Origin of the sequence: Sphingobium sp. YR768, from assembly GCF_900111125.1 — a bacterium.
GTDB lineage: Bacteria > Pseudomonadota > Alphaproteobacteria > Sphingomonadales > Sphingomonadaceae > Sphingobium.
Genome location: NZ_FOGE01000004.1, coordinates 142,876 through 157,028, shown reverse-complemented (window position 1 = coordinate 157,028; position 14,153 = coordinate 142,876). Strand labels below are relative to the sequence as shown.

At 63.0% G+C, this 14,153-nt stretch carries 10 protein-coding genes; 6 read left to right on the top strand and 4 right to left on the bottom strand.

From position 1 onward, the window contains the following. Nucleotides 1–77: 77 nt before the first annotated feature. Together BMX92_RS28300 and BMX92_RS07640 are read right to left on the bottom strand one after the other, a co-directional pair. On the bottom strand, nt 78–3,725 hold the full coding sequence (locus BMX92_RS28300) for a M10 family metallopeptidase (protein ID WP_093014400.1): 3,648 nt from the start codon (nt 3,723–3,725) through the stop codon (nt 78–80). Nucleotides 3,726–4,004: 279 nt separating this feature from the next. Beyond that, complete coding sequence (locus BMX92_RS07640) at nt 4,005–4,301, bottom strand: hypothetical protein (RefSeq protein WP_093014397.1); 297 nt, start codon at nt 4,299–4,301, stop codon at nt 4,005–4,007. A 191-nt stretch (nt 4,302–4,492) separates the two neighbouring features. On the opposite strand from BMX92_RS07640, the gene BMX92_RS07635 reads away from it, so the two are divergent. The 6 genes from BMX92_RS07635 to BMX92_RS07610 all read left to right on the top strand — a co-directional run bounded on the left by BMX92_RS07635 (nt 4,493) and on the right by BMX92_RS07610 (nt 12,295). Next, nucleotides 4,493–6,814: a TonB-dependent receptor gene (locus BMX92_RS07635; RefSeq protein ID WP_093014394.1), complete on the top strand. Its 2,322-nt coding sequence runs from the start codon at nt 4,493–4,495 to the stop codon at nt 6,812–6,814. A gap of 4 nt (nt 6,815–6,818) precedes the next feature. After that, nucleotides 6,819–8,159, top strand: coding sequence for an alkaline phosphatase family protein (locus BMX92_RS07630; protein WP_093014391.1), 1,341 nt, complete (start codon nt 6,819–6,821; stop codon nt 8,157–8,159). A gap of 100 nt (nt 8,160–8,259) precedes the next feature. Further along, the gene (locus BMX92_RS07625; protein WP_093014388.1) at nt 8,260–9,291 is read left to right on the top strand and encodes a phosphoribosylglycinamide synthetase; all 1,032 of its coding nucleotides are present in this window, start codon (nt 8,260–8,262) and stop codon (nt 9,289–9,291) included. Then, a complete protein-coding gene (locus BMX92_RS07620) occupies nt 9,291–10,100 on the top strand; it encodes an NTP transferase domain-containing protein (RefSeq protein ID WP_093014385.1) in 810 nt (269 codons plus the stop codon). The genes BMX92_RS07625 and BMX92_RS07620 overlap by 1 nt, the downstream gene beginning before the upstream one ends. A gap of 3 nt (nt 10,101–10,103) precedes the next feature. Then, complete coding sequence (locus BMX92_RS27890) at nt 10,104–11,183, top strand: sugar-transfer associated ATP-grasp domain-containing protein (RefSeq protein ID WP_093014382.1); 1,080 nt, start codon at nt 10,104–10,106, stop codon at nt 11,181–11,183. Next, nucleotides 11,180–12,295, top strand: a complete 1,116-nt coding sequence (locus BMX92_RS07610; protein ID WP_256213308.1) for a glycosyltransferase — start codon at nt 11,180–11,182, stop codon at nt 12,293–12,295. Before BMX92_RS27890 ends, BMX92_RS07610 begins: the two co-directional genes overlap by 4 nt. Here the strand turns inward: BMX92_RS07610 and BMX92_RS07605 are convergent. Both BMX92_RS07605 and prfB read right to left on the bottom strand, forming a co-directional pair. Continuing rightward, nucleotides 12,285–13,007 carry a class I SAM-dependent methyltransferase gene (locus tag BMX92_RS07605; protein ID WP_093014376.1) on the bottom strand — a complete coding sequence of 241 codons (723 nt, stop codon included), beginning with the start codon at nt 13,005–13,007 and terminating at the stop codon, nt 12,285–12,287. The two genes, BMX92_RS07610 and BMX92_RS07605, sit on opposite strands and share 11 nt — an antisense overlap. Then, the gene (gene prfB / locus BMX92_RS07600; protein WP_093014373.1) at nt 13,007–14,134 is read right to left on the bottom strand and encodes a peptide chain release factor 2; all 1,128 of its coding nucleotides are present in this window, start codon (nt 14,132–14,134) and stop codon (nt 13,007–13,009) included. Before prfB ends, BMX92_RS07605 begins: the two co-directional genes overlap by 1 nt. Between the last annotated feature and the right edge of the window lie 19 nt (nt 14,135–14,153).

Below are 14,153 nucleotides of genomic sequence, written 5' to 3'. Positions count from 1 at the left end.
ATGAATCCATAGTACAATGCAAGAAGGGCCGCCCGATCGTCGGACGGCCCTTCTTTTCTGCGACAGGGATCAGTTGATCATGTCACGACAAATTCACTTGCCGTCAGCGCAAGCCCGGTGGACAGCGTGGCGAATTGGATCGCGGCCCCCGCCCCGGTACCATCCACATCGAACAGCAACGCGCCAGTGGCGCTATTATAGATGATCCGATCGCTCGCATCATTCGCCGCCGCACCAATGAAGAAGGCCGCCGCCGAGAGTGTGCCGGTCGCCAGTCCGGTGAACACCGCGTTTTCCAGCGAGATGGTATCATCGGCCACGGTGTAGCCGCTGATCGCATCGATATTCGTCGCACCCAGGGCGCTATCGAATATGAATGTATCCGCACCTGCTCCGCCATTCAGCGTGTCGTTGCCCAGACCACCGTTCAGCGTGTCATTACCCAGGCCGCCGTTCAGTACGTCCAGCCCATCAAGGCCCAGCAGGATATTATTGCCGTCATTGCCGTTCAGGGTATTGGCACGGCCATTGCCTGTCGCGTTGATGTTCGCAGTGCCGGTCAGACTCAGCGTTTCGACGATCCGGCCAGATAGGGTATAGGACACGGAGGAGAAAATGCGGTCGGTACCGGCACCGTCAGCCTCGACCACATTATCGCCGACATTGTCGACATAATAGGTGTCGTCCCCTGCGCCGCCGGTGAGGACGTCAGCGCCAGCACCGCCGTCAAGCGTATTGGCGTTGCCATCGCCTGTCAGCGTGTCGTTGAAACCGGATCCGGTCAGCTTTTCGATGCTGATCAGCGTATCGGTGCCCGCACCACCGGTGTTTTGCCCGCCTGCGATCGCCAAGCTGACCGTGACGGCCGCTGTTGCGTCAACATAGGTAGCGGTATCAGTATGCGCGCCACCATCCAGCGTGTCGTTACCGGCGCCGCCGTTAAGGGTGTCGGCACCCGAGCCGCCATTCAGTGTGTCATTGCCGTCCAGGCCAGTCAGGATATTGTTGCCGTCATTGCCGTTGATCGTGTTGGCGCGGTTATTGCCCGTACCATCAAGAGCCGCCGCCCCGACAAGCGTCAATGTTTCGACAATCCGACCCGTCAGGGCATATGTCACGGACGAGAAGATCGTATCAGTGCCTTCATTGTCGATTTCGACGACATTATCACCGACATTGTCGACATAATAGGTGTCGTTGCCCGTACCGCCGGTCAAGATGTCCGCACCGGCACCGCCATCCAGAACGTTGGCCGCCGTGTTGCCGGTCAGCGTGTCGTTATAGCTGGAACCGGTCAGATTTTCGACATTGGTGATTGTGTCACTGCCCGATCCACCGGTCGCCTGTGCCACGGTCACGGCCAGGCTGACGGTCACGGCTGCCACCGCTCCGGCATAGGTGACGGTGTCGATGTCAGCGCCGCCATCCATGACGTCGTTATCGCCGCCGCCGTTCAGCAGATCGTTGCCGTTGCCGCCACTGAGGGTGTCGTTGCCGCCATGGCTTTGCAGAATGTCATCACCGTCGTTGCCGGTGAAGATATTGGCTGCACCAGTGCCGATGATCGTATCCGCGCCGGTATTGCCCACGACATTCTCGATACTGGACAAGGTGATCGGCCCCGATCCGCCGGGCAGATAGGTGAACGTCCCGTCATCCAGATTGGTAATGGTGCTGGCGGTATTGGTGCCCGAATAATCAAACGTGTCCGATCCGGCGCCACCGGCGAAAATCTCGCCATAGCCGCCGTTCCAGCCGCTCACCAGCAGGAAGGTGTCGTTGCCATCCTCACCGTAGATAAGATCTTTGCCGCTGCCGCCGTTGAAGATGTCGTTACCCGCACCGCCGACCAGCAAGTCGTCGCCCGCGCCGCCATTCAGGGTATCGTTTCCAGCCCCGGCATAGATCTGGTCATTGCCGCCATTGCCGTTGAAGACGTTGGCCGCCGTGCTGCCGGTCAGGGTATCGCCCAGTTGCGTGCCGTCGATATTTTCGACCGACGTGATCGTCCACGAACCGCCATAAATGGGGTCATATTGCCATGTGCCGGCCGTCAGATCGATGATCGCGCCGTAATTGACCGTCACATTGCTGAGATCGAGCCTGTCGGTGCCCGATCCGCCATCGATATTGTCGCCCCATTCAACGTCGGGAATGGAAAGGTCTTCACGGTTGATGAAGACGTCATTGCCAGCTTCACCATAGAGAGTGTCGACGTCCCAGCCACCGTAAATGATGTCGTTACCCGCGCCAGCATAGATGATGTCTGACCCATAGGAGCCGTCGATCGTATCGTTGCCCGCGCCACCATTCAGCGTATCTGTACCGGAATCCCCGAACAGATAGTCATCACCGTCATCCCCATTAAGCGTGTCATTGCCCGAACCGGCATAAATGGAGTCGTTGCCGCCGCCGCCGGAAAGGATATTGTCGATATAATTGCCGGTGATGGTATCAGCGCCCGAACCGCCAACGGCATTTTCGATCATCGACGCACTATTGCCCTGATAGAGCAGGGCGTTGAAGATGTTGCCTCGGGCGTAGACGTTGCTGCCATTATTGCCGAGATAGGCAAGCTGGGCCTGGCTGAACACCGAATAGCCACCCGGGTTCAGGTCCAGCGTCAGGTTGGTGGAGTAATTGGACAGGTCGTAGGTATCGACGCCGCCGCCATCCCAGATGGTCGCGAAGATGCGATTGCCGCCCGGATCGATCGCCAGCGAACCATTGATATAGGTTTCGCCGGTCGTTGGGCTCCAGGTGTAGACGGTGTCGCCCGATTGCACGGTGAAGTCGGCGCCATACATTTCCTGCAACGCCGCGATGTCCAGCATCATATAGGTCTGCGGCGCGCCCCATTGTTCGTAGCTGTAACCCGACAAAGGCGCACCGACATAGCTGCGATAGGTCATGACCGTAAATTCGATCGAATCCCATGCGGTCGGCAGAGCGACGTTGGACGGACCGCCGGTTTCCTGACCATGTTTCAGGCCCAGCGAGTGACCCAGTTCATGGATCATGGTGTGCCAGGCATAGTTGCCGGCGACCGGATTCTTCAGCGTGTATATGGACGAGTCGTAATAGTTGCCGAAGAAAGTATCGCCACCATAGATGCTGCTGTTGGGATAATAGGCATAGGCCGTTCCCGGATCGCTGGAATTGGCGGCGCGAATAGTCGCGCTGCCATCCCCGGCGCCGGAATAGGTAATGCTCAGATTGGTGAAAGCTTCGACCGAAAAGCCCCAGGCAGCCGCAAGCTGCGTGTAGGTCGCATCGTTCAGCGCCGTGTGAAGCGCCAGCGTCTGCTGACCGGTGAATTGCGAAAAGCCCTCATTCTGGGCGCTGACGCCATCGCCATCGCCATCGGAGCTATAGCCCGCCTGATAATCGGCGCTGGAATCGACATCGCTATAGGTGATGCTGCCGGCCCATTTGATACCGCTCAATATGCCGTCGATCTTGGCGTCGCCAGTCGCACCCTGCGCCGCCGTCGTCGAACTGCTGCCATTTTCCTGCGGTGCATTCAGATCACCGGCCGTCGCCGTGGCGGGCGGGGTCATGACATCCTGTGGATAAAGCAGCAGAACTTCGCTGCGCAATGCATCGACGCGGGTTGCGTCGAAGATGTTGGATCCGTCCTGCGCCACAGCCGCGAACGACGCGATGCCGTTGGATTCTGACGCTGTCTGGGACTTCAGTGGCCCATTGCCTGCAACCTTTACCATACAACCTCCCAAAAGATTCGAGGAAGACACGTTATTTGTGTCTGTATGGCGACCGCTTATTTTCCGCAGAGTAATGGCAGCATTTTCCTACCGTGCCAAGAAATTGATTTTATGTAAAATCAGCATCATAGCGACATAATCAATTATGACATCGATCGTAATCGACTTGTTGTTTTCGACTCGTAAAACTGAATTTCTGTTTGCGTTGCAACATGAAAGAATTTCGTTTCGAGTCCGACTTAATTCAGAGCCATATTTCAATATGTTGAATTTGCAGACTTATTGCGCTTTCGGTGCGAGAACAGCGCGGCGGCGCGCCTCCTGCGCCAGCCTGTGATCCGGGTAGCGCTGCACGAACAGCAGCCAGCCGGCCTGCGTTCCCTGCTTTTCCGCACTGTCATACTGGGACTGGATCGCGGCCTCCGCATCGCCGGGCGTCAGCATCACGCCGCCGGTGCCGGGCGGCGCTGTATTGACGGGCGGAGGCGCCAGATTTTGGGCCATGGCGCCGACCTGCACCAACAGGCCGCAGCCGGATGCAAGAGCGATGACAGGGGACAGAAGGCGACCGGTCATATGGCGCTCCAGACACGCGAAAGCCGGACAGCATCGTAGCAGAAATCGGCTCCAGCAACAATTGACTGCAATTGTGACAATGTAGTCATGCAACTGACCCGCCTTCGTCAAGCAATCCACATCGCGCCGCAACATCACCCGGATAGGTGCGCCCCCAACATCAAGGTCCGAACAAGGGGGACTATTCGACCATGCGTATCACCACCGCTCTGTTGTTGGCATCGACTGCCATCATTTCCGCTCCTGCCTTTGCCCAGGATGCAACGCCGGCCGCCGATGCCGCCGCCGACGCATCCGGCGCCGAAATCATCGTCTTTGGCCGGGGCGAAACCCGCCAGGTGCAGGAAATCACCAATCGCGACATCATCACGCTGACGCCCGGCACCAATGCGCTGAAGGCGATCGAGAAGCTGCCCAGCGTCAATTTCCAGTCAGCCGATCCGTTCGGCAATTATGAATGGTCGCAGCGCGTCACCATCCGCAGCTTCAACCAGAATCAGCTTGGCTTCACCTTCGACGGCATCCCGCTGGGCGACATGAGCTATGGCAACCATAACGGCCTGCACATCACCCGCGCGATCAGCAGCGAGAATATCGGCAGCGTCCGTGTGTCGCAGGGCGCCGGCTCACTCGGCACGCAGGCGACCGGCAATCTGGGCGGCACGGTGGAAACCTTGTCCGCTGATCCGGCCGACTATCTGAGCGGCGGTTCGCTCGCGGGGCAGGGCAACCTGACCTATGGCAGCGATGAGACATGGCGCGCCTTCGGTCGCCTTGCGCTGGGCACGCGCGACGGCATTCGCGGCTATATCTCCTATGGCTATGGCGCCACCGACAAGTGGAAGGGCCAGGGCACGCAGGACCAGCATATGGGCAATGCCAAGGTCGTGATTCCCGTGGGCGAAGCCAAGATCGATGGCTGGCTGAGCTATTCGGACCGCCGCGAGCAGGATTATCAGGACATGTCGATGGGCATGATCCGTCGCCTGGGCTGGAACTGGGACAACACCTATCCCGACTATGCCCGCGCGATCGACTATGCTGATCGGCTGAACGACGTCGACCTGATCAGCAACAGCGGCGGATCGCCCTTCCCCGATGGCCTGTATGACTATAGCGGCGCGTCGGTCGCCGGTGGTCAGGTCTATCCCGGCAATGTCACCAGCGCGGACGACGCCTATTATGACGCAGCCGGCCTGCGCAAGGACTGGCTGGGTGCGATCGGCTTCACCTCGCCCATCGGCGAGAAGGCCAGTTTCCAGATCAAGAGCTATTATCACAATAATAGCGGCATGGGCCTGTGGGCCACGCCCTATACCCCCAGCCCCAATGGCGTGCCGATGTCGATCCGCACGACCGAATATGACATGGACCGGATCGGCGTGTTCGGCAGCGTCGACTATACGCTGGGCATCCAGCAGCTGAGCGTCGGCGCCTGGTATGAGAATAACAAGTTCAATCAGGCGCGCCGCTTCTACGCCTTTGAAAGCCGCACCTCGCCGGGCCTGAGCTTCCGTGATTATCCGACCGATCCCTTCTACACCCAGTGGGCGTTCGATTTCACCACCAACACCTTCCAATATCATGTGCAGGACAAGATCGACCTGGGCATGGTGACGATCAATCTGGGCTGGAAGGGGTTCCAGGTCACGAACAAGGCGGAAGCGATCGTGCAGGCGACCTTCCCGCAGGGCAAGATCAAGGCGCAGGACTGGTTCCAGCCCCATGCCGGTTTCGCCGTGGAGCTGACGCCCGAAGCCGAAATCTTCGGCGGCTTCACGCAGGTTACCCGCGCCTTCGCCAGCGCCACCACCACTGGCCCCTTCTCCACCAATCAGGCCGGTTTCGACGCGATCAGGGATGATCTGAAGCCCGAAACGTCGGACACGTTCGAACTGGGCCTGCGCTACAACACGTCGCGCTTCAACGGCACGCTGGGCGCCTATCTGGTGAACTTCCGCAACCGCTTGCTGGCGGTGCAGGTGGGCAGCCCGATCCAGGGTCTGGCCTCCGCGCTTCAGAATGTCGGCGGCGTCCGCGCGGTCGGCGTCGAAGCGGCGGGCGACCTGAAACTGGGCGGCGGTTTCGGCGTCTATGCCAGCTACAGCTATACCGACGCGACCTATCGCGACGATGTGCTCAACAGTTCGGACGGCACGCTGGTCGCGGCGATCAAGGGCAAGACCGTGGTCGACAGCCCCAAGCATATGGCGCGTGGCGAGTTCAACTATGACAATGGCCCGATCTTTGGCCGCGTCGGCCTCAACTATATGTCGCGCCGCTACTATAGCTACACCAACGACGCCTCGGTCCCCGGCCGCCTGATCGTGGACGCATCGATCGGCTATCGCCTGACCGACAAGATCGAGGTGCAGTTGAACGCCACCAACCTGTTCGACAAGAAATATGTCGGCACCATCGGGTCGGGCGGCTTCGGCAATAGCGGCGACGCGCAGACCCTGCTGGTCGGCGCGCCGCAGCAATTCTTCGCTACGTTGAAGGCGGGGTTCTAAAACCATGAAGAAGGCCGCGCTTGTCTCGCTCCTCCTCGCCACCTGCATGCCCACGGCGGCGCTGGCGGAACCGCTTCTGCTGATATCGATCGACGGGCTGCGGCCCGGCGACGTGCTGGAAGCGGACAAGCGCGGGCTTTCCCTACCCAATCTGCGCCGCCTGTTGACGGACGGCGCCCATGCGTCGGGCGTGACCGGCGTCGCGCCGACGCTGACCTATCCCAGCCATACGACACTGATGACGGGCGTATCCCCGGCGAAGCATGGCATCGTCGCCAATAACAGTTTCGACCCGACCGGCATCAATCAGGGTGGCTGGTACTGGTATGCGCAGGACATCAAGGTGCCGACCCTGTGGGAAGCGGCGACCAAAGCGGGCCTGTCGACCGGCAACATCCACTGGCCGGTCAGCGTCGCGGCGAAAGGCGTAAGCTGGAACCTGCCGCAAATCTGGCATACCGGCCATCCCGACGACGCCAAATTGCTCGACGCACTGGCGACGCCGGGCCTGAAGGCGGAACTGGAAACGGCGGTCGGCCAGCCCTATGCCATGGGGATCGACGAGAGCCTGAGCGGCGACCAGTTGCGTGGCCGTTTCGCCACCGCGCTGATCGCGGCGCACAAGCCCGATTTCCTGACCGTCTATCTGACCGCGCTGGACCATGAGCAGCATGGCGTCGGCCCGGACACCCCGCAGGCGAAGGCGGTGCTGGAGAAGATCGACGCCATCGTTGGCGATCTGGTGGCGGCCGAGCGCAAGGCGCATCCCGACGCGGTAGTCGCGCTGGTCAGCGACCATGGGTTCGAGGCGACGCATACTGGCCTCAACCTGTTCCGCGCCTTCATCGATGATGGGCTGATCATGCTGGACAAGGATGGCAAGGTCGCGTCCTGGCAGGCCATGCCCTGGATTGCCGGCGGATCGGCGGCGATCATGCTGTCGCGCCCGGAGGATGCAGCGATCGCGACCAGGACGAAAGCCCTGCTCGACCGGCTGGCGGCCAATCCGGCGAACGGGATCGCGGCCGTGCTGGACAAGGCGACGATCGCCAAGGCCGGGGCCAATCCGCAGGCGACCTTCCTGATCAATCTTCAGCCCGGCTTCGTCACTGACATCTATCGCGGCCCCGCCGCGCCGCTGGTCGCGCCTACGCCGGTCAAGGGCATGCACGGCTATCTGCCCGGCCCCGCCCATCTGGAGGCGACCTTCCTGATTACAGGCCCCAACATCGCCAAGGGCAAGGATTTGGGCCGGATCGACATGCGGGCGATCGCGCCGACGCTGGCGAAGGCGATGGGCGCAACGCTCCCCGATGCGCAGGCTGCACCGGTCGACCTGAAGTAACGGGATCGACCCGAAACCGTCATCCCCATGACCGATGGCGATCATGGGGATGCAACATCATCGTAAGCGCCGCGTCACGCAGCGATTGTAATTTGCCGCAATGACAGCGACACATCCCCGCCAGATTCGCATATCCGCTGCCGACAAGGCGCGCCTGCGCATTCTCTTCCTCGCCAAACATGCCTGCGCCGACGGCCGACCGGACGCACAGGATGGCAATCACGCCATCTATCATCATGAGATGCGCAGCACGCTGGAGGCGATCGGCCTGCATGTCGACGTCGCAAACAGCTATGATGCGCTGTTCGACCGGCCGGATGCGGACTTCGTCGTCACCCTGTTCAATCGCGGCGGCTTTTTGAACAGCGAGATGTTGGCGCCGTTGCTGCTGACCCGGTGCGACCTGCCCTATCTGGGCGCTTCGCCGATCGTGCGGGGCCTGTCCGACGACAAATATCTGAGCAAGATGGTGGCGCGGGCACGCGGCGTGCCGACCATGAAGGCGCAGCTTTTCCGGCGTGGCGGCCTGTTCGAGGCTCCGGCCTTCGCCGCCGACCGGCTGGTGGTGAAGCCCAACGCCTCCTCCGCCTCCTGGGGCGTGAAGATGGTCGATAGCTGGGGTGAGGCACGCGACCATGCCGACGGCCTGTTCGCGCTGGGCCATGATGTGCTGGTCGAACAATGGGCGCCGCTGCTGGATCTCGCGGTGCCCGTGGTGGGCGGCAGTGGTGGCCAGCCCTGGATATTGCCGCCGATGATGTATGTGCCGGCCGATCCGCATCGCGAACGCAGCTATGAAGAGAAGCGCGGCCTCATCGATGCGGGCGACGATCCACTGGTGCTGGTGGAGGATGCCGATCTGCGCGATCGGCTGGAGGCGATGACGCAGGCTTTGCTCCCCGAACTCTGGCCGTTCGATTATGGTCGGTTCGAGTTTCGCTATGACCCGGCAAGCGGGACGGTGCTGTTCATGGAGGTGAACCTGTCCTGCAACCTGTGGTCGAAAAAGACCATTTCGCGATCGGCCGCCTCGATCGGGGTCGATCATGCGGCGCTGGTCGAGACGATCGTCGGCCATAGTCTGGAACGGCAGGGCCTGTTGACGGCCATCCCCGCGCAGGTCGCAGCGTGATGGCGGGTCGGACCATAGCGGTCGTGCTGGCCGGGCGGCGCGATGGCGCAAGCGATCCGCTGGCGATGGCGGCAGGCGTCACGCATAAATGCCTGGTGCCGGTAGCCGGTCAGCCGATGCTGCTGCATGTCATCGACGCGCTGGCCGCCAATCCGCGCATCGGCGAAATTCGGGTGGTGATCGAACAGCCCGAATTGCTGCGCGATCTGGCGCCGCTGCGCAGGCTGATCGCCAGTGGTCGGTTGAAAGGGATCGGTGCGCAACCCAATCTGGTCGACAGCGTGCTGGCTTCGGCGGAAGGGGCGACCTTTCCGCTGCTGATCACCACCGCCGACAATGTGCTGCTGACGCCCGACGCCGTGGACGAGATGATCGACGGCTGCGCTGCTGCGCAGGCCGATGCGGCGGTCGCCTTCACCCGGCGCGCCTTCGTGCTGGCTGCGCATCCGAAAGGGCAGCGCAAATATTATCGCTTTGCTGATGACAGCTATTCCAATTGCAACACCTACTGGCTGCGCGATCGGGCCGCGTTGAAGGCGGCGGAGACGTTCCGGTCGGGCGGGCAGTTCGTGAAGCATCCGCTACGCATCATCGGCGCCTTCGGCCTCATCAACCTCATCCGCTTCCGCTATGGCGTCGGCACGCTGGAACAGGCCTTTGGCCGCTTTTCGCGCCGGTTCCGGCTGCGCATCAGCCCGGTCATATTGAGCGACGGCGCCGTGGCGATCGATGTCGACAATGCGCGCACGCGCGATGTGGCGGAACAGGTGCTGGCCGGTCGCACGACGCTGGCGGTGGCGGCGGAATAGGTCTTGCTGACACTGCGCGCGCTGCCGATCCGGCGGGACGGCGGCAATAGTCTGATCGCCGCCTATCATGACGGGCTGGCACGCCACTGGTCGCCGGTGCAGCGGCTGATGGGCCATGCCCTTTCCGCGATCGACGGGGGCGGATGGTCGGCGGCGGAGCGGCGCTTTCTGGCAGCCGACATCCGGGCGCAGGGTCTGAGCATGCGGGATCGCAAGGGGCTGCACCGGCTGATCAATCCGGGCGCCTTTCCGCTGACCGCCAATCCGCTGAAGAACAAGCAATTGTTCGCGCAGATGGCGCAGGGCCTGCCGCTGCCCGATGCCTGCGATCCCGATACGATGGACCTTGATCGCTGGCTGATGGGGCAGACGGACATCATCGCCAAGCCCAGCTATCGCTCCAAGGGTCAGGGCGTCGAACGGTTCGTGCGCCAAGGCGATGGCTGGCAGGGCAAGGGTGGCATCGTCAAGGATGACCAACTATCGGCTGCACTGCGCGCGCTGTGGCGGCAGGGGGGCGTGATCCAGCAGCGGATGCCGACCCATGAGGCGCTGGCCGACCTGTCGCCGGGGGCGCTGCCGACCTTGCGGGTCGTGACCTGCCTTGATGAAAAGGGCGCGCCGGAAGTCTGCGCCACGGCGCTGCGCCTGTCGGTCGGCGGGCCACGGCCGGTCGACAATTTCAACGCCGGCAATCTGGTGCTGGCGGTCGATGCGCAGGGGCGCTGTGATGCCGCCTGGCAGGGCGAGCGCCCGCCGATCCGCCACCGTCTGCATCCTGTGACCGGCGCGCCGATCAAGGGGGCTATGCTGCCCGATCATGCGGCGGCGCTGGCGCTGGCATTGCGGGCGCATGATAGGTTCCGCGCGGGCTTTACCGTTATCGGATGGGATATCGGCATGACGGCGCAGGGGCCGGTGCTGATCGAGGGCAACTGGAACCCCGGCACGGATATCCTGCAACTGGCCGAAGGACGCGGCGTGGCGGACGGGCGGCTGGGGATGCTCTATCGCCATGCGCTGGCGCAGGTGCCGGAGACGCGGTGGCGCGGTGCGGCTGCGGTGGAGCGGGATCGCAAGTGAAGATCGCGCTTTATGTGCATGCGCTGGCGGCGACCGGCGTAGTGCGCAATGTCCGCCTGCTGGCCGCCGACCTCACCGCACAGGGTCATGCGGTCGACCTGGTGACGGCGCTGCCGGGGGGCAGTGGCGTGCCGGGCGTGGCGCATCACAGCCTGCTGCGCGGTTCGGGCGAATCGCGCCTGCTCCAGAAATGGCGGGCCATGCCGCGACTATGGAGATGGTTGCGCGCGACCCGGCCGGACCTGCTGATGTCGGCGGGCAATCATGGCCATCTGACGGCAATGCTGGGGAGCCGGGCGGTGCCGGGGCTGCGGCGGCTCTATCGCATCAGCAACGACCTGCGCCGGGATGCGCCGGGGACGCCCAAAGGACTGGCCTCAACCGCCGGGCGGGCGCTGATGGCGTGGCTGCTGGCGGCCGACGCCGATCATCTTGTGTTGGTGTCGCCGACATTGGCGCAGGGCGTGCCTGCCTTCGCCCGCGCGCTGGCGGACGGGCGGGCCAGCGTGATCGAGAATGCGATCGACGCCGGGGCCGCGCGAAAACGGGCGGAGGCGCCACCACCCCATGACTGGCTGGCGCAGGACGTGCCGGTCATATTGGCGATCGGGCGACTGGCGCCGCAGAAGAATTTCGGCACGCTGCTGACGGCCTTTGCCGCCCTGCGGCGCGAGCGCCCTGCCCGGCTGATCATTTTGGGCGAAAGCCGCGACAGCGCGTGCCGGATGCTGCGCCAGCAAGCGAAGACGCTGAGTATCGGCGACGACCTGCTGCTGCCCGGCACGGTCGACAATATCTTCCCCTGGGTCGTCCATGCCGATGCCTTCATCCTGCCATCCTGGTGGGAGGGGTCGGCCAATGTGCTGCTGGAGGCGATGGCGCTCGACCGGCCGCTGGTCGCGTCGCGCAGCGCGGGCAATGCCGCCGCGCTGCTCGATGATGGCCGCTATGGCCTGCTGGTCGATCCGGCCGATGCCGACGCGATGGCGCGGGCGCTGCACCTTCAGATCGATCCGGCAACCAGCCTGCGACCGGGAAACCGGATCGATGCCTATGGGCTGGAGGGCTGGTCGGACGGGTGGAAAGCGGTGCTGGCGCGCATCAGCCGTTGAGCGTGCAGGGGATGATGCTGGCCGGGTCGGGCCGCGCCGCGATGCGGCGGAAGCGGGCGAGATAGCCGCCGGCGGTCGGCTTGGGGATCAGTTCTTCCATGCGGAAGCCCATCGCCGCCAGTTCGCAGGCCAGCAGCCGGGGCGGCGTGCCATGCTGGTCGGTCGGCCGGTTGGCATCGACCACGATCAGTTCGCCCCCCTTCCGCAGCGCGGGGCTCAGATGCCAGAGAAAGGCATAGGGTTCGGCGATCTCATGATACATATGCACCATGATGATCCGGTCGAAGCTGTTTTCGGGCAGTTTCGGGTCTTCGGGAGCCCCCAGCTTGACGCTGACATTATCCCATTTTTCCCGCGTGATGCGGCGTGACAGCGCCTCGATCACTTCGGGCAATATGTCTTCCGCCAGCACCCGGCCGTCGGCACCCACCCGTTTGGCGAGGCGGACGGTATAATAGCCCTCGCCCGCGCCGATATCCGCCACCGTCATGCCGGGGCGGATGCCGGCCCGGTCCATGATATCCTCCGCCTCATTCACGCGGTCGCGCGCTTCCTCGCTCGACCAGCGGGTCGATACGATCGGCGCGACCGGGCGGTCGGCACGGGGAAAATCCTGTGCGGCGGCGGGACGATCGGACTCGTTACTGCCGCTCAATTGATCGCAGGCGGCGAGCAGGAGCAAGGCGCCCGCCGCAACCGCCCGTGCGATCATCAGTCGACATCCTCCACATCGACCGATTCGCCCGTCACCTTCTGCGACAGGGCAGCGGCCATGAAGGGATCGAGCGCGCCGTCCAGCACATCGTCGGGCGAGGTGGAGGTGACGCCGGTGCGCAGATCCTTCACCAACTGATAGGGCTGGAGCACATAGGATCGGATCTGGTGGCCCCAGCCGATTTCGGTCTTGGCCTGATAGTCGGTATTGGCCGCTTCCTCCCGCTTGCGCAGTTCGGCTTCGTACAGGCGCGCCTTCAGCATGTTCATCGCGGTGGCGCGGTTCTTGTGCTGCGACCGGTCATTCTGCGACGCCACGATGATGCCCGAGGGAACGTGGGTGATGCGGACTGCGGAGTCGGTGGTGTTGACGTGCTGACCGCCCGCGCCCGATGCGCGATAGGTATCGATCTTGAGGTCGCTTTCCTTGATCTCGATATCGATATTGTCGTCGATCACCGGATAGACCCAGACCGACGAGAAGCTGGTGTGGCGGCGCGCCGCGCTGTCATAGGGGCTGATGCGGACCAGACGGTGGACGCCGCTTTCGGTCTTGGCATAGCCATAGGCATTCTCGCCCTTGATCAGGAAGGTCGCGGACTTGATGCCCGCCGTTTCGCCCGCCTGATAATCGACCAGATCGACCTTGTAGCCGCGCCGTTCGGCCCAGCGGCGATACATGCGCGACAGGATTTCGGCCCAGTCCTGGCTTTCCGTGCCACCCGCGCCGGCATGGATTTCCAGATAGGTGTCGCTGGCGTCGGCCTCGCCTGCCAGCAGCGCCTTGATCTTGTCCTCGTCCGCGCGCTCGGCCAGTGCCTTCAGCGCGGCGATGGCTTCGGACACCATATCCTCATCGCCCTCGGCATCGGCCATGTCGATGAGTTCGGCATTGTCGGTCTTCTCACCCTCGATCGAGCGGGTCGCGCCGATCGCGCTGTCCAGCCGGGTGCGTTCGCGCATGACTTCCTGCGCCAGCTTGGCATTGTCCCACAGGGTCGGGTCTTCGACGCGCGCATTCAGCTCGTCCAGGCGGCGCAGCGCACGATCCCAGTCGAGGAAGCGGCGCAGCAGATCCAACGCGGCGTCGATACGGTCGATATATTGCTGCGCTTCGGCGCGCATGGGAATTCTCCAGAAATGT